Below are 16,159 nucleotides of genomic sequence, written 5' to 3'. Positions count from 1 at the left end.
TCCCCGCAAGATCGTCGTATGCGGTCAGACGGAGGCGGCGGCCTCGGCGCGGCGCAGCGCCCAGACCCGCATCAGGTCGCGGACCGAGATGATGCCGAGCACCTCGTCACCGTCGAGGACGACCAGGTGGCGGAACCCGCCGCGGGCCATCGCCATGGCGGCCTCCTCGAGGCTCCAGTGCGGCGCGGCGTAGACGACGTCCCAGGTGATGTGGTTGGCGCACTGCTCCACATCCGGGTCGAGGCCGGAGCCGATGGCGTTGAGGACGTCGCGCTCGGTCATGATGCCGAGACCCTCGCCGTCCGGATCTATCACGATCGCCGAACCCACCCGGCGCATCGCCATGAGCTGAGCCGCCTGGCGCAACGTGTGCTGTGGGCCGACCATCAGGACCGGCTTGCTCATCGCCTCACGAACGTGCATCGCGTGCGCCTGTGCAGCGTTAGCCATATGCAATCACCCCTTCGGAACGCAACCCCATTGAAACGCACCGTACGGACATCTTGGGCCGGGTTGTGGGCAACTCACAAGACTTGTTATAGGTCGCGGCTTGTGCTGGCTCAGCCGCCACGCTCGGGTGCAGTAGCCTTCACCAGCGACGAGACACCTCCACGACCCCCCTCGAAGGAGCCACCATGATCGGTATGGTGCTGGCCGCCGGCGCTGGACGCAGGCTGCGCCCCTACACCGACACGCTGCCCAAGGCCCTGGTGCCGGTGGACGGCGAAACGACGATCTTCGACATCGCCCTGCGCAACCTGGCCAAGGTCGGGCTGACCGAGGTCGTGGTCGTGGTGGGTTACCGCGCGGAGGCCGTCGAGGCCCGCCAGGCGGCGCTGGAGAGCAAGTACGGCGTCACCCTCACCCTCGTGCACAACGACAAGGCCGAGGAGTGGAACAACGCGTACTCCCTCTGGCTGGCACGCGAGCACTTCGCCCGGGGTGTGCTGCTGGTCAACGGCGACACCGTGCACCCGGTCTCGGTCGAGCAGACCCTGCTGACCGCCATGGCCAGCGACGAGCACGCCGACGCGGGCATCGTGCTGGCGCTCGACGACCACAAGACGCTCGCCGACGAGGAGATGAAGGCGATCTTCACGGCGGACGGCCGCTTGGAGAAGATCACCAAGCTGATGGACCCCGCCACCGCGCACGGCGAGTACATCGGCGCGACCCTGATCCGCCCTGAGGCCGCCGAGGCGCTGGCCGACGCGCTGCAGGCCACGTTCGAGCGGGACCCGAACCTCTACTACGAGGACGGCTACCAGGAGCTGGCGAACCGGGGCGGGGTCATCCGCGGCGCGTCCATCGGGCAGATCCCCTGGGTAGAAGTCGACAACCACGCCGACCTGGCCCGCGCGCGGGAGATCGCATGCCACTACTGACCCGCTCGGTGCAGACCCCGCTGAGCATCGACGTCCGGCGGGGCGCCGTCGCGGGGCTGGCCGCGCTGCTGGCCGACCGGCGCATCTCCGCCGGCGGCGACGTGGCGGTCGTGGTCGGCCCGGGTCAGGGACAGCGGATCGTCGACCTGATCGGGCCCTCGCTGGACCGCGCCGAGTTCATCAACATCGAGGGCGGCACCCTCGAATCCGCGCTCGACCTCGGCCAGCGGCTGCGCGGGCGCAACTACGACGCGGTCGTCGGCATCGGCGGCGGCCGGACCATCGACACCACCAAGTACGCGGCCTCCCGGTACGGCATACCGATGGTCAGCGTGGCGACCAGCCTCGCCAACGACGGCATCGCCTCCCCCATCGCCACGCTCGACCACGACGGCGGTCGGCCGTCCTACGGCGTGCACATCCCGCTGGCCGTGGTGGTGGACCTCGACTTCGTCGAGTCCGGGCCGGACCGGCAGACCCGCTCCGGCATCGGCGAGACGCTGAGCAACGTCAGCGCCATCGCCGACTGGGAACTGGCCCACCGGGTACGCGGCGAGCCCGTCGACGGCCTCGCGGTGGCGATGGCCCGCTCCGGAGCCGAAGCGGTGATCAACCACCCGGGCGACGCCACCGACGACGTGTTCGTGACGCTGCTCGCCGAAGCCCTGATCACCACGGGCCTGGCCATGGCCATCTGCGGCACGTCCCGCCCGTCCAGCGGCGGCTGCCATGAGATCTCGCACGCGCTGGACATCCTCCGGCCGGGCACCGCGGCACACGGCGAGCAGTGCGGCGTCGGCGCCCTGTTCTGCACCTACCTGCGGGCGTCCGTCGACAAGGTGCACGAGGCTCGGTTCGCCCAGCTCAGCGCCTGCCTGAAGCGTCACGGGCTGCCGCGTACGCCGGCCGACCTCGGCATCAGCGACGAGCAGTTCGTCGACGCGGTCGAGTTCGCCCCGCGTACCCGGCCCGACCGGTACACCATCCTCGAACACCTCGACCTCAGCCGCGACGAGCTGGGCGAGCGGGTGGCAGACTACGCGGATGCCGTCCACTGACACGCTGACCACGCCCCGTCCCCGGGTCGCCGACTTCTACGCGGTGAACCGGGGCGGCGGGCTGTTCTCCGAGGCGTTCAGCCAGCGCCTCGGCGCGGTGTTCGCGCTCGTCGCGGCCCGCACCGGGCTCAAGCCGACGCATCTGACCCTGATCAACCTGGTGCTCGGCATCACCGTGTCGGTGGTCCTGGTGCTGCGCGCGCAGGACGGCACGTCCGCGATCACCCCGCTGTACGGCCTGCTCGCGCTGCTCGGCTGGCAGGTGGCGTACTCGCTGGACTGCGCCGACGGGCAGCTCGCCCGGGTGACCGGCCAGCGCAGCCCGGCGGGCGCCCGCATCGACATCCTGTGCGACGTTGCCACGCAGATCCTGCTGGTCACCGCGCTGGTGTCGGTGGCCCGGCCGCCGCTGTGGCTGGGCGCGCTGTTCGCCGGTTCCTGGATGGTCAATCTCGTCACCAGCGTGCTCGCCAGCGCGGGCGACGCGAACTCGATGGTCACCTCGACCTCGCTGCCGGTGCGCATCGTGAAGCTGGTGCGCGACTACGGTGCGGTCATCTTCGTCGCCGGGCTGGTGCTGACCCTGGCCCCGGCGTCGACGATCTGGTTCGTCGCCGCGTTCACCGTGGTCAACTTCGGCTTCCTGCTGGCCAGCATCACCTTCACGGCCCGTACGGCGCTCCGCGGCTGACCGCCCGCCTGCAGCAACTCTTCGAGACTTGCGCTCTCAGACGGGTTCTGAGGGCGCAAGTCTTTAAGAGTTGCACCTGGTGTGGGCGGGGTCAGGGGCGGCGGAGGGCGGTGTAGACGTCGATGAGCTGGGATGTGACCACGTCGGGGTGGAAGGTGTCGAGGTAGCGGCGGCGGGCCACGTCGGTGAGGGTGGGGGCGGCCTTGAGGGCGTCGGGCAGGGCGGCGGCCCAGTCGTCGACGGTGGGCGGGACCGCGAACCCGGCGTTGTCGATCAGGTACGGGATGCCGCCGAGGTTCGTGCCGATCACCGGGCGGCCGTTCGCCAGCGCCTCGAGGATCGCGGTCGGCAGCACGTCGTGCCAGGTCGACGGTACGGCGACCATGGCGGAGGTGCGCAGCGCCGCCCGGACCCCCATCCGGTCCATCGGGCCGAGGTACTCCACGTCGGCGCGCTCGGCGGCCACCTGCTCGGCCAGCGGGCGCAGCTCGCCCTCGCCGGCGATGCGCAGCCGGCCCAGCGCGCCGTCGGGGTGCCGTCGCCACGCGTCCAGCAGCAGGCCCAGCCCCTTCTCCGGGGACAGCCGGGCCGCGAAGAGCAGGCCGTCCCCGGCCGCCGGGGGCGGACCCGGGTCCTCGACCGCGTTCGGCTTGACCGTGATCTGGCCGTCGGTGATGCCGTAGTCGCGCAGGTGGTCGGCGATGGCCTCGGTCAGCGCGATGTACCGGTCGACCGAGCGCCAGGTGGAGCGGTGCACCGCCAGCGTGGTCGCCATGATCGCGCTCTGCGCGGTGGACCCGCGGTAGCACTTGTGCTTGATCGCGGGCAGCGCGAACGCCTTGCCCCGGCACTCGTGGCAGGCGTGGCCGTCGCGGAAGTACAGGCCGGGCGCGCACACCTGGCGGTAGTTGTGCACCGTCTGCACCACCGGCACGCCGTGCGCGTGCGCGGTGCGCACCACCCAGGGCGACAGCAGGGGGTATGGGTTGTGCAGGTGCAGCACGTCCGGGCGCTCCTCGCGGAGCAGCCGGGCCAGGTCCTTCTGCGCGGACGGCGCCCAGATCGGGGAGATCGGCAGCAGCACCTTCTGCGCGGCCGACAGCGACGGGATGTCGTCCGAGCTGCGCAGGAACGGCAGCACGGTGATCCCGGCCGCCTCCAGCTGCGCCATCTCGAGGTCGACGATGACGTTCTCCCCCGAGGGCAGCTCGGAGCGGTACCGATTGTGGGCGACCACGACCTTCAACGGTTTCCCTGCTCTCTGCTCGGCTGACCATAGAACGGTAGCGTTAGCGCCGTGCCCGAGTTGCCCGAGGTGGAGGCGCTCGCCGCGTATCTGCGCGAGCGAGCGGTAGGCCAGCGCGTCGAGCGGGTCGACGTGTCGGCGATCAGCGCCCTCAAGACGTTCGACCCGCCCCTGTCCGCGACCCACGGACTGACGATCACCGGTGCCGGCCGGCACGGCAAGTTCCTCGACATCGAGCTCGGCGATCTGCACCTGGTGATCCACCTGGCGCGCGCCGGCTGGCTGCACTACCGGGACGCGCTGCCGGACACCCTGCTCAAACCGGGCAGCGGGCCGATCGCGCTGCGGGTGCGGCTGAGCGACGGGTCGGGCTTCGACCTGACCGAGGCCGGCACCCGCAAGAAGCTCTCCGCGTATCTGGTGACCGACGTCGACCAGGTGCCCGGCATCGCCCGGCTCGGTCCGGACGCGCTGGGCCTGGACCTGGCGGGCCTGACCGAGGTGCTGCGGACTCGTAACTCCCAGATCAAGGGGGTGCTGCGCGACCAGCAGGCGCTCTCCGGGATCGGCAACGCGTACTCCGACGAGATCCTGCACGTGGCGCGGCTGTCGCCGTACGCGCGGGCGGACCGGCTGACCCCTGCACAGCTGGCGGACCTCCACCAGGCGATCCAGCAGGTGCTGACGGAGGCGCTGGCGCGCTCGGTGGGGCAGAAGGCGGCCACGCTGAAGGCGGAGAAGCGGGCCGGCCTGCGGGTACACGGGAGGACTGGGCAGCCCTGTCCGGTCTGCGGCGATACGGTGCGTGAGGTGTCGTTCGCCGATTCCAGCCTGCAGTACTGCCCCACCTGTCAAACCGGTGGAAAACCGCTCGCAGACCGCCGACTTTCCAAACTCCTGCGCTAGTGTCACGCACAGCCCAGTTCGTATAGTGTCCCGGTCCTGGAGTCTTCGGACGCATCGGCAATACGGTGTCTCCGCCGACCCCGGACAAACCATGCGAGACTGAACGTTGTGGGCGACACCCGTCCTGCCGCACGTTCCGACCGCAGGGCTACAGCACCTGCCGGCGCCACCGGGCAGGAACGTGACGCACGGGAGGACCCAGGTGAGGTGACGACGAGCCTGAAGCACCCGACCACCGTGCCCAAGCGGTCGAATGTCCCGGATTACGTAGCCGACCGATACGAGTTGCCCCCCGTGCCGAAGACCGACGGCGTCGCCCGCAACGCGTTCGCCCGGTCCACCGCGCGCCGCGCCCGCTGGCACCGGCCCTACATCCTCTGCCTGGTCATCGGCGACTTGCTCTGCGCCGCGGCGGCCAGCTGGACCGCCATCACGCAGTTCGAGAGCAACCGGGTCACGTCCGGTTTCGACCGCGAAATCCAGTTCCAGCTGGTCGCGTACGCCTTCATGCCGCTGATCTGGCTCCTGCTGCTGTGGGCCAACGGCGCCTACGACCGTCGCGTCATCGGGCTGGGCACCGACGAGTTCAAGCGGGTGTTCCGGTCCACCATCGCCGTCGCGGCGACCGTCTCCTTCTTCGCCTTCGGTTTCCAGAAGGGCGGCCCCGGCGAGGGCCTGTCCCGCGGCATCGTCGCGTTCGTGATCATCGCCGCGATGGCCTACATCTTCGGCATGCGATTAATGGCCCGCCGCGCGCTGTACGTGGTGCGCCGCCGCGGCAGGCTGGCCACGTACCGGATGCTGCTGGTCGGTTCGCTGCCCGAGACGCTCTTCGTCTACAAGGTCGTCTCCCGCAATCCGAAGGCCGGCCTGGTGCCCGTCGCCATCCACCTCTCCGAGCACCTGCCTGCGTCCCGGCGCGCCCAGGCCCCGGTGCCGGTGCACTACGGCCGCAACCTCGTCGACCTCGTGCACGAGCTGCGCGCCGACACCATCGCGGTGTGCGGCTCGGCCGGCGCGGAGCCCGACGAGCTGCGCCGCCTCGCCTGGCAGCTGGAGGGCACCGGCATCGACCTGGTGGTCGCGCCGCAGCTCACCGACATCGCCGGGCCCCGGGTGCACATCCGCCCGATCGAGGGCCTGCCGCTGCTGCACGTCGAGGAGCCCAAGCTCTCCGGCATGGCCTGGCTGGCCAAGAACCTGCTGGACCGGATCGCCGCCTTCTTCGGCCTGCTGCTGCTGACCCCGCTGCTGCTGGTGATCTCACTGGCCATCTCGATCACCGACCGCGGCCCGGCGTTCTTCCGGCAGCTGCGGGTCGGCCACGAGGGCCGGGTGTTCAAGGTGTGGAAGTTCCGCACCATGTACACCGACGCCGAGGAGCGCAAGAGCAAGCTCGAAGCCCAGAACGAGGGCGACGGCATGCTCTTCAAGATCCGCGACGATCCGCGGGTCACCCCGGTCGGGCGCTTCCTGCGGGCCAGTTCGATCGACGAGCTGCCGCAATTGATCAACGTGCTCAAGGGCGAGATGTCGCTGGTCGGGCCGCGCCCGCTGCCCGCCGACGACGGCGACTACCTCGGCGACGTACGCCGCCGGCTGCTGGTGCGCCCCGGCATGACCGGCCTGTGGCAGGTCTCCGGCCGCTCCGACCTGAGCTGGGACGAAGCGGTCCGGCTGGACCTCTACTACGTCGACAACTGGTCGCTCGCGTACGACCTGAGCATCCTGTGGCGCACCGTCGGTGTCGTGCTCCGCCGCAAGGGCGCGTACTGACCCAACACGAATAAGGCCGGACAGCTCAGTGAGCTGTCCGGCCGTTCGCTGTCACGAGAAGAGCTCGGCCACATCCAGCTGGTACACGAACGGGATGGAGCCACTCATCGCTCCGGTGCGTTTCTCCTCCACCAGGTAGCCCGTCGGCCGAGGCTCAGTGAGCACCAGGATCTCGCGGGCCCTCGGATCCACGATCCAGTACTCGGCCACTCCGACCATGGCGTAGCCAGCGCGCTTGACCACCACGTCGTTGCTTGAGTTACTCGGAGAGACGATCTCGATCACCAACTTGGCCGCGGCCGGTGACAAGGCCGGCAGTGAGGTGCCCAGCAGGTCGGCATCGAAGACCACCAGGTCCGGGATGAAGTAGGAGGTGCCGTCGCCACGCAGCACGCCGACGTTCTCGCAGACTGCGAGTGTGTCCGGCGCCTGCCGCTCCAGGCTGCGGCGCAGTCGGTAGACGAGGTTGGCGTGCGGAAGCGGCGGCGGTGGGGTCACGAGCAGGGTCCCGTCGAAGATCTCGTACCGGTAGCCGTCGTCGGGCGAGTCGAGCAGGTCCTCGAACTGCCAGGCGCGCAGCGGCTGAGGCCGGAGCAGCGGATGGGTCATCGTTGTCACCCGTCCTCTCTATCGGTGCCCGTGTGACATCTCCAGAGTGCAGCACGAATCTGCGGTTGAGGAAGCTTCCCCAGGTCAAATGAAGGACTCCGGGTGCGCACGGCGACGCCTTCAAATCAGACCCGCGCACAAGTCCTTCACAACTGGGCCTGAGGATATGCACAGGTGACCGCTACAGTCCCTGGTCATGAGTGAACGTCGCGTCCTGGTGGTGGAGGACGATCCCACCATCGCCGGGTCGGTGATCGCCCGGCTGCGGGCCGAGGGTTTCGCGGTCGCGCACGCCGGGACGGGTCCGGCCGCCGTGGAGGCCGCGGGGCGGCTCAAGCCCGACCTGATCGTGCTGGATCTGATGCTGCCGGGCTTCGACGGGCTGGAGGTCTGCCGCCGGGTCCAGGCGCAGCGGCCGGTGCCGGTGCTCATGCTCACCGCCCGCGACGACGAGAACGACCTGCTGGTCGGGCTCGCCGTGGGCGCGGACGACTACCTCACCAAGCCGTTCTCGATGCGGGTGCTCGCCGCCCGGGTGCACGCGCTGCTGCGCCGGGCCGACCGGTCCACCGCCCCGGACGCGCCGCTCAAGCTGGGCCCGCTGGAGATCATCCGGTCGGAGCGGCGGGTACGCCGGGACGGGGCCGAGGCCCACCTCACCCCGACCGAGTACGACCTGCTCGTCTATCTCGCCGAGCGGCACCGAGCGGTGCTGCCGCGGGAGCGGCTGCTGGCCGAGATCTGGGGCTGGGCCGAGGGCTACGGCACCCGCACGGTCGATTCCCACATCAAGGCGCTGCGCCGCAAGCTGGGGGCCGACCTCATCCGCACGGTGCACGGAGTCGGATACGCCCTGGAAGCCGAAACCACGTGATCGAACGCGTCCTCGACTGGCTCACCCACCCCATGTACCGCGTGCTGGGGCCGCTGATCGTGCTGTCCAACCGGGCGCTTGACCGGGTGCCCCGGCCACTCGACCCGTTCCGGTCGATCAAGCTGAAGCTGGCCATCCTGCTTGCCATCTCCGGCGCGACCGGCCTGGTGGTGTTCTGGGGCCGGCTCGGGTTCGTCAACTGGCCGGTCGCCTTCTCCGCGGCCCTGGTCGGGCTGATCACGCTGCAGGTGCTGGCGCACGGTATGACCAAGCCGCTGCGCGAGATGACCGCGGCGGCGCGGGCGATGGCCCGCGGCGACTACAGCCGCCGGGTGCGCGCCACCAGCCGGGACGAGGTGGGCGAGCTGGCCCGCGCGTTCAACCTGATGGCGGCCGACCTCGCCGCCAGCGACCAGCAGCGGCGCGAGCTGATCGCGAATGTGTCGCACGAGCTGCGTACGCCGATCACCGCCCTGCACGGGGTGCTGGAGAACATCGTCGACGGCGTGAGCAGCGCCGACCCGGCCACGCTGCGCACCGCGCTGGCGCAGACCGAGCGGCTGTCCCGCCTGGTGACCGAGCTGCTGGATCTGTCGAAGGTCGACGCGGGCGCCTCGGCGCTGCGCCGGGTGCCGATGCCGGTCGCCGAGTTCCTGGCCCGGGTCGTCGAGGAGGCGAGCCTGAACGCGCCGGCGACCCGGTTCCGGCTGCACGACGTCGTCCCGCACACCGTCAACGCCGACCCGGCGCGCCTGCACCAGGTCTTCGCGAACCTGCTGGAGAACGCCGCCCGGCACAGCCCGGCCGGCGGGCTGGTCACCGTCAGCGCCCACCCCACCGGCGCCCATACCGTCTTCGAGGTGCTCGACCAGGGGATGGGCATCGCGCCCGCCCTCCGGGAGCGGGTCTTCGAGCGTTTCACCAGAGGCAAGAGCGCCGAGTCGTCAGACGGCGGCACCGGTCTCGGCCTCGCCATCGCCCGCTGGGCGGTGGAACTGCACCACGGCACGATCGCGATCGTCGACCCGCCCGGCGGGATCGGCTGCCGCGTCCGCATCACCCTGCCCCAGAAGCCCGTACCTCATCAGTCGCCCGCAGAAGTCGGAGCCAACGATGTCAGACACCTCTCCGGACAACCCACCGCAGCCTGACGAGCCGTCGCCACCTGCCGCGGAGGCGGCCGTGCCGGCGAAGAAGGCACCGGCCCGCAAGCGCACCCCCGCCAAGGCGGCGGCCAAGGCCCCGGCCACAGCCGACGCCGCCGAGGCGGAGCCGACCGGCCCGGCCGCGGCCGCCACCGACGACGCGTCCAGCGAGGACCCCGCGGCAGGCGTACCGCAGACCGTGGACGCGGCGGATGCGGGCACGTGGGCCGCGCCCGACGCGGTGGCCGAACCCGCTGCGGCTGCCGAACCGGCTGCGGCCACGTCGGCTCCGGCGACCGCACCCGCGGCGACCGGGGCCGCGCCCGTGGCGACCGCCGCGGTGCCGCCGCAGACCTACCCGGCCGACATGGCCCGGTTCTCACCGCTGCCGCCGCCTCCGCCTGGCTTCCTGCAGACGCGCTGGCAGGGGCCCGACTACGCGGGCGGGCCGGCAGCCTGGATCGCCGCGCTGATCGGCGGCCTGGCCACCGCGATCGCGCTGCCGCTGAGCCGTCCCGGCATCGGCTGGCTGCTGGTCGGCCTCGTCATGACGGGCGCGGTCTGGCACGCGGCGCGGTTCGGCCCGAAGCCGGACACCCGGATCGAGCGCTGGGTCCGCGTCGGCTGGGCGGTGCTCGCCGTGGCGCTGCTGGCCGTCGGCACCTTCCGCGACGCGGGCTGGCTGTACGTTTTCTGCGTCCTAGGCGCGCTGGCCTGCGGTTCGCTGGCGGTGGCCGGCGGCCACTCGGTCCGGGCCGTCGTGGTGGGCGCGCTGGCGCTGCCGCTGGCCTTCTTCCGGTCCATCCCGTGGCTGTCCAGGGGCGCACGCGCCTGGCAGCAGACGCGGGAGAAGAGCGGCACCGCGGGCCGGATCGTGCTGTCCCTCGTGGTGACGTTCGTGCTGCTGGTCGTCTTCGGCGCACTGTTCGCATCGGCGGACGCCGCGTTCGCGACCATGCTCGGCGACATCCTGCCGGAGATCAACGCCCGCGCGATCTTCCGTGGGGTGCTGTACACCGTGATCGGCGGCCTGATCACCGCCGGTGCGATCTTCACCGTGCTGGCCCCGCCGGACCTGTCCGGGCTGGAGCGGCCCGCCACGCGGCGCATCGGCCGCATCGAGGTCGCGCTGCCGCTCGGCGGCCTGGTGCTGCTGTTCGGCGCGTTCGTGGTGGTGCAGCTGCGCTTCATCTTCGGCGACAAGGCCTACATCCAGAAGACCAGCGGGCTGACCTTCTCCGAGTACGCCGTGCAGGGCTTCGGCCAGCTGCTCGTGGTGACCGTGCTCACCCTGGTCGTCATCGGCCTGGTGTCGCGCTGGGCGTCGAAGGAGACCCCGCAGGACCGGGTGCTGCTGCGCACCCTGCTCGGCGCGCTGGTGCTGCTGAGCATGGTGATCGTCGGCTCGGCGGTCTGGCGCATGTGGCTCTACCAGAACACCTACGGCTGGACCCGCGAGCGCCTGTTCTTCGGCTCGGTCGAGCTCTACCTGGGCGGCGTCTTCATCCTGATCGCGATCGCCGGGTGGAAGCTGCGGGCCTCGTGGTTCCCCCGCGCGGCGGTGGCCGGCTTCGCCGGGCTGCTGCTGTTCCTGGGCGCGGCGAACCCGGAGCACTTCATCGCCGAGCAGAACGTCGAGCGCTTCCAGAAGATCGACTTCTGGTACCTGCGGGCGCTGGGCCCCGACGCGGCACCGGCCCTGGCCCAGCTGCCGGAACCGTACCGCAGCTGCGCCCTGAGCTGGATGATCCGCGATCTGAACGGCAACCCGGACCAGTGGTACTCCTGGAACCTCAGCCGCGCGCACGCCCGAGAGCTGCTGGACGACATCCAGACCATGCCCGCCGGCCGGGCCTGCACCGAGTCCGAGAACCTCAACTCGCGCAGGTAGTCCACGGCCTGCCCGTCGCCTCTCGCACGGGGCGACGGGCGGGCGCCGCGCGTCTACAGTCGGACGCGTGATCCCCGACAGCGCATTCGCCCTTCAGGGCCTGGTCAAGAGGTTCGACACCAAGGTCGCCGTCGACGGCGTGGAGCTGGCCGTGCCGGCGGGCTCGTTCTTCGGCCTGCTCGGGCCGAACGGGGCGGGCAAGACCACCACCCTGTCCATGGCGGTCGGCCTGCTGCGGCCGGACGCCGGCCGGGCCCTGGTGCTCGGCCACGACGTGTGGCGCGACCCGGTCCGGGCCAAGTCGCTGATCGGCGTGATGCCCGACGGCGTACGCCTCTTCGACCGCCTCGACGGCACCGAACTGCTCACCTACCAGGGGCTGCTGCGCGGCATGGCGCCTGACGTCATCGACGCCCGGGTCACCGAGCTGCTCGACGTGCTCGCGCTGACCGACGCCGGGCGCACCCTCGTCATCGACTACTCGGCCGGCATGAAGAAGAAGATCGCGCTGGCCTGCGCGCTGCTGCACGCGCCCCGGCTGCTGGTGCTCGACGAGCCGTTCGAGGCCGTCGACCCGGTAAGCGGCGCGGCCATCCGCGACATCCTCACCCGCTACGTCGCCGGCGGCGGCACCGTCATCTTCTCCAGCCACGTGCTGGAGGTGGTGGAGCGGCTGTGCAGCCACGTCGCGATCATGGCGAACGGCCGGATCAGCGCGGTCGGCACCCTTGACGAGGTGCGCGACGGGCGGACCCTGGAGGACGCGTTCGTCGCGGTGGTCGGCGGGCGCGTGTCGACCGGCTCGGAGCTGTCATGGCTCTGACCTTCGCCCGCCTCAAGCTGCGCGTGCTGCGCAACGGTTTCCGTGGCCGCCCCGGCAAGGTGATCCTGTTCGTGATCGGCCTGCTCTCGGCCCTGTTCTACGGCGTGCTGGCGGCGCTGTTCTTCCTGATCCCGTTCGTGTCCAACGCGCCTGACTGGGGCGCCGTGATCCCTGCGTTCGCCGGGACCGTGCTGGTGCTCGGCTGGATCCTGATGCCCCTGGTCTGGTTCGGCGTCGACGAGACCCTGGAGCCCGGCCGGTTCGCCCTGCTCCCGCTGCCCCGGCCGACGCTGCTGCGCGGCCTGCTGATCGCGGCGCTGCTGGGCGTGCCCGCGTTCGGCACGCTGCTGGCGACCTCCGGACTGGCGATCGGCGCGGGCGTGGCCGGTGGGCCGCTGCCCGCCCTGGTCGCGGCCGTCGGAGTGGTGCTCGGCCTGCTGCTGTGCGTGGTGGTGAGCCGGGCCGTGACCAGCGGCTTCTCCCGCGCGCTGCGGGCCCGGCGGACCCGCGACCTGGCCGCCGTGGTGCTCGCGGTGCTCGCCGCGTCGCTGGGTCCGATCCAGTTCCTGCTCACCTCGGGCGCGCAGCAGGTCGGCACCGAGCGGCTGACCGCGTTCGCCGACGTGCTCGGCTGGACCCCGCTGGCCGCGCCGTACGTGGTGGGCCTCGATGCGGTGCACGGGGACTGGGCGGCGGTCGCGGGGCGGCTGGCCATCACGGTCGGGACGGTGCTGCTGCTCATGTGGTGGTGGTCGAGTTCGCTGGAGTCGGCGATGGTCGGCACGTCCGCGGGTGGCGCGGTGCGGGTGCGGGCGGCCACCGGCGCGCCGGTCGCCCGGTTCTTCGGCCGGGCCCGCCTGCCACGCACCCCGTACGGCGCGATGGTGCAGCGCGAGCTGCGCTACTGGGTGCGCGACGTGCGGCGGCGGGCCAGCCTGATCACGTTCGCGGTGATCGGGGTGTTCCTGCCGGTGGTCACGAACCTGGGGCCGAGCGCCGACGGCAACATCGCCGCGCAGAGCGTGCACGGCGGCTCGATGGTGCTGGTCGGCGCGCTGGCCGGGCTCGGCATCGCGAACCAGTTCGGCTACGACGGCACCGCGTACGCGATGCACGTGGTGGTCGGCGTGCCGGGCCGGGTGGAACTGCGGGCCAGGGCGGTGGCGTACTCCTGGTACATCGTGCCGCTGCTGCTGGCGCTCGCCGTGCTGAACGCGGCGCTGCGCGGGGACCTGCTGCTGCTCCCGGCCATGGTCGGGACCCTGTTCGCCGCGTACGGGACCGGCCTGGCCTGCGCCACGCACGCGTCGGTGTGGGCGGCGTACGCCCTGCCGGAGAACCAGAACCCGTTCGCGATCAACACGGGCACCGGCGTCGCGAAGAGTCTCCTGGCGATGGCCGCCTGGTTCGCCGGCATGGTGCTGGCCGTGCCGGTGCTGCTGCTGGTGCTGCTCGGCGGCTCGGTCGGCGCGGCGCTGGCGCTGCCGGTCGGCCTCGCCTACGCGGCGGGTGCGATCTGGCTCGGCGTGCTCACCGCGGGTGACATCCTCGACCACCGGCAACCCGAGTTGCTGGCTGCGATCACCCCGCGGACATGAGGCGTTCACCTACGAATCGTCGGCCCGTGGTGCAGCTCACCGAATAATCGTTGGTGCTAGTGGGGCTCCATGCGCTGTAATAGTTGGTATGAGCATCATGAAGAAGATGCGGACGCGGAGCCGCAGCGCCGAGCAGATCCACCTCGAGCGCACCCACGCCGAGCGCGCGCAGCGTCGCCGCGCCGCGGAACTCGGTGACCCCATGGCAGCCGTGTTCGTACGCCTGCACTGAGACGTTTCTCCTCCTCCAAGAGCGTTGCGGCCCCTGTCGCGCCATCCGGCGACAGGGGCCGCAATGCGTCCACGGTCCTGGCAGGCAGCCAACGTGAACCCGCCTCCCCGTATTCCGGTCGCGCGGGAGTACCGGTACGGTGGGCACGGCCGCCACCCCTCGGCTCATGACCCCTGCGTTCCTTCCGCTCGGCGTCTCCCAGGGCTGGCGAAACAGAGGGAGGCGTGCGCGTATGACGTCCGAGGCACCGCAGCAGTCCGGCTGGCCGCCGGCTGACTCAGCCGAGCGCAAGAGCGGGTTCGGCCTGTTCGAAGCGCCGCCGGCGCCCGACGAGTTCCCGGTCTTCACTCCATACGGCAGCACGCCGGAGGAGTCGTTCCCGCCGGACTCGGTCGCCGACCAGGCACCGCCCGCGTTCAGCGGATTCCCGGCCGAACCGGCCGCCGCGGCCCCCACGGGCGACGAGGCGCCGTACGTGCCGGCCCCGGCCGTCGTGCCGATCCCCGGCGTGCGCCACGAGATGTCGTCGTCGTTCGCCGCGCACGAACCCTTCGTCACCTCGGCTCCCCCCGCGGAGCCCGACTGGTCGACGCCGCCGGCGCAGCCGGACTGGGCCACGTCGCAGGACTGGTCCACCCCCGCGGAGCAGCCGTGGCAGCCCGAGCCCGCCGCCGAGCAGCCGTGGCAGCCGGCGGCAGCCGCGCCCGCCGCGGATCAGGCCTGGCCGGACTACTCCGACTTCGGCAAGCCGCAGGAGCAGCCGCCCGCGGCGCCCACCTTCGAGCAGCCGCCGGCCGAGCCGGCCAACGCCTCGGGCTCCTGGGCCGCCTTCGCCGCCGGTGAGTCGCCCAAGCCCAGCGCCCCGTCCGGCCCGTGGACGCCTCCGCCCGCGGTCGCCGCGCTGATGGACCCCGAGCCGGAGACCCCGGCTGCGCCGGCCTACGAGCCGCCGCCCGCCTACGAGCCCGCCCCGGCGCCGTACGAGTCCTCGACGTACTCGTCGACCTCGCCGTACGAGCCCGCCGCGCCCGCTTACGAGCCGACGCCCGCGCCGTCCTACGAGTCCTCCTCGTCGTACGAGCCCGCTCCTTCTTACGAGCCGACGCCCGCGTCGTCGTACGAGCCCACACCGTACGAGCCGACTCCCTCTTACGATCCCGCGCCGTCCTACGAGCCGACGCCCGCCTCGTCGTACGAGCCCGCTCCTTCTTACGAGCCGACGCCCGCGTCGTCGTACGAGCCCACACCGTACGAGCCGACTCCCTCTTACGATCCCGCGCCGTCCTACGAGCCGACGCCCGCCTCGTCGTACGAGCCCGCTCCTTCTTACGAGCCGACGCCCGCGTCGTCGTACGAGCCCGCGTCGTCGTACGAGCCGACGCCCACGCCGTCCTACGAGCCCGCCTCGTCCTACGAGTCGGCTGCCGCCGCGGCTCCCGTGAGCCCGCCGCCGACCGCAGGTCCGGTCAGCTCGCCGCCCGCGTCGACGACGCCGGTGAGCACTCCGCCGGCCATCCCGGTCACCCCGCCGCCCGCCGTCGCACGCGCCGCCGCCGGAGTCGCCTCCGCCGCGGTGCCGACCGCCAGCCGGGTGAGCCCCGCCGAGGACGTGCCCGCCGCGCCGCCCAAGGCCCAGGGCCGGGTGTACGGCTCCGCCGCGGTCTCCGCGCCTGCCGAGCCGGAGGTTGCGGCGTCCGCTCCGATGTCGCCGCCTCCCCCGCCGGCGCAGCCCGCGGTCGGCGCCGCGCGGGCCACCGCACGGGTGACCGTACCCAGCGCCCAGCCGGTTCCGGCGGAGCAGCCCGCCGCGCCGCCGATCGCCCGCTCGTCCACCGTGTACGGCGCGCCCGCCCGCTCGGCCGAGCATCCCGCCCCGGCCGCGGCCCCGGCCGCGCCCGAGCACGCCGGCCCGCAGGGCGGTGCCC

At 71.8% G+C, this 16,159-nt stretch carries 14 protein-coding genes and 1 pseudogene; 12 read left to right on the top strand and 3 right to left on the bottom strand.

Annotated features, from left to right (window positions below; genetic code table 11):
• Positions 1-24: 24 nt before the first annotated feature.
• On the bottom strand, positions 25-423 hold the full coding sequence (locus F9C41_RS35435; protein WP_120321578.1) for a CBS domain-containing protein: 399 nt from the start codon (positions 421-423) through the stop codon (positions 25-27).
• Between the two features lie 212 nt (positions 424-635).
• Here F9C41_RS35435 and F9C41_RS35430 point away from each other — a divergent pair, with 212 nt between their 5' ends.
• Genes F9C41_RS35430 through F9C41_RS35420 form a run of 3 tightly spaced genes read left to right on the top strand, consistent with a single transcriptional unit; the run spans position 636 to position 3,134 of the window.
• Positions 636-1,385: a phosphocholine cytidylyltransferase family protein gene (locus F9C41_RS35430; RefSeq protein WP_155391228.1), complete on the top strand. Its 750-nt coding sequence runs from the start codon at positions 636-638 to the stop codon at positions 1,383-1,385.
• Positions 1,373-2,443 carry an iron-containing alcohol dehydrogenase family protein gene (locus F9C41_RS35425; protein WP_155391227.1) on the top strand — a complete coding sequence of 357 codons (1,071 nt, stop codon included), beginning with the start codon at positions 1,373-1,375 and terminating at the stop codon, positions 2,441-2,443. The genes F9C41_RS35430 and F9C41_RS35425 overlap by 13 nt, the downstream gene beginning before the upstream one ends.
• Complete coding sequence (locus tag F9C41_RS35420) at positions 2,430-3,134, top strand: CDP-alcohol phosphatidyltransferase family protein (protein ID WP_155391226.1); 705 nt, start codon at positions 2,430-2,432, stop codon at positions 3,132-3,134. Before F9C41_RS35425 ends, F9C41_RS35420 begins: the two co-directional genes overlap by 14 nt.
• A gap of 91 nt (positions 3,135-3,225) precedes the next feature.
• Here F9C41_RS35420 and F9C41_RS35415 read toward each other — a convergent pair whose 3' ends face one another.
• Positions 3,226-4,380, bottom strand: a complete 1,155-nt coding sequence (locus tag F9C41_RS35415) for a glycosyltransferase family 4 protein (protein WP_155391225.1) — start codon at positions 4,378-4,380, stop codon at positions 3,226-3,228.
• A 51-nt stretch (positions 4,381-4,431) separates the two neighbouring features.
• On the opposite strand from F9C41_RS35415, the gene F9C41_RS35410 reads away from it, so the two are divergent.
• Both F9C41_RS35410 and F9C41_RS35405 read left to right on the top strand, forming a co-directional pair.
• Positions 4,432-5,286, top strand: a complete 855-nt coding sequence (locus F9C41_RS35410) for an Fpg/Nei family DNA glycosylase (protein WP_155391224.1) — start codon at positions 4,432-4,434, stop codon at positions 5,284-5,286.
• A gap of 207 nt (positions 5,287-5,493) precedes the next feature.
• Positions 5,494-7,062, top strand: a complete 1,569-nt coding sequence (locus F9C41_RS35405) for a sugar transferase (RefSeq protein ID WP_155391223.1) — start codon at positions 5,494-5,496, stop codon at positions 7,060-7,062.
• Positions 7,063-7,113: 51 nt separating this feature from the next.
• Here F9C41_RS35405 and F9C41_RS35400 read toward each other — a convergent pair whose 3' ends face one another.
• On the bottom strand, positions 7,114-7,671 hold the full coding sequence (locus F9C41_RS35400) for a Uma2 family endonuclease (protein WP_155391222.1): 558 nt from the start codon (positions 7,669-7,671) through the stop codon (positions 7,114-7,116).
• A 196-nt stretch (positions 7,672-7,867) separates the two neighbouring features.
• Between F9C41_RS35400 and F9C41_RS35395 the strand changes: the two genes are divergently transcribed.
• From F9C41_RS35395 to F9C41_RS35370, 7 genes and pseudogenes are all read left to right on the top strand, one after another.
• A complete protein-coding gene (locus F9C41_RS35395; protein ID WP_120317501.1) occupies positions 7,868-8,545 on the top strand; it encodes a response regulator transcription factor in 678 nt (225 codons plus the stop codon).
• Complete coding sequence (locus F9C41_RS35390; RefSeq protein WP_230690248.1) at positions 8,542-9,696, top strand: HAMP domain-containing sensor histidine kinase; 1,155 nt, start codon at positions 8,542-8,544, stop codon at positions 9,694-9,696. The genes F9C41_RS35395 and F9C41_RS35390 overlap by 4 nt, the downstream gene beginning before the upstream one ends.
• Positions 9,659-11,581 carry a DUF4153 domain-containing protein gene (locus F9C41_RS35385; RefSeq protein WP_155391221.1) on the top strand — a complete coding sequence of 641 codons (1,923 nt, stop codon included), beginning with the start codon at positions 9,659-9,661 and terminating at the stop codon, positions 11,579-11,581. Before F9C41_RS35390 ends, F9C41_RS35385 begins: the two co-directional genes overlap by 38 nt.
• Before the next feature lie 67 nt (positions 11,582-11,648).
• Positions 11,649-12,404, top strand: a complete 756-nt coding sequence (locus F9C41_RS35380; protein WP_155391220.1) for an ABC transporter ATP-binding protein — start codon at positions 11,649-11,651, stop codon at positions 12,402-12,404.
• Entirely contained in the window at positions 12,395-14,002 is a 1,608-nt protein-coding gene (locus F9C41_RS35375; RefSeq protein ID WP_155391219.1) for an ABC transporter permease, read from the top strand. Before F9C41_RS35380 ends, F9C41_RS35375 begins: the two co-directional genes overlap by 10 nt.
• 106 nt (positions 14,003-14,108) lie before the next feature.
• Positions 14,109-14,234: a hypothetical protein gene (locus F9C41_RS41925; RefSeq protein ID WP_269059019.1), complete on the top strand. Its 126-nt coding sequence runs from the start codon at positions 14,109-14,111 to the stop codon at positions 14,232-14,234.
• 232 nt (positions 14,235-14,466) lie between these two features.
• A pseudogene (locus F9C41_RS35370) lies at positions 14,467-16,159 on the top strand (hypothetical protein); the annotation flags it as partial.

The sequence above is a fragment of the Catellatospora paridis genome, from assembly GCF_009720365.1.
Lineage (GTDB): Bacteria > Actinomycetota > Actinomycetes > Mycobacteriales > Micromonosporaceae > Catellatospora > Catellatospora paridis.
Note: the sequence above shows the minus strand (reverse complement) of the source record. Positions and strands in the feature narration are given on the sequence as shown.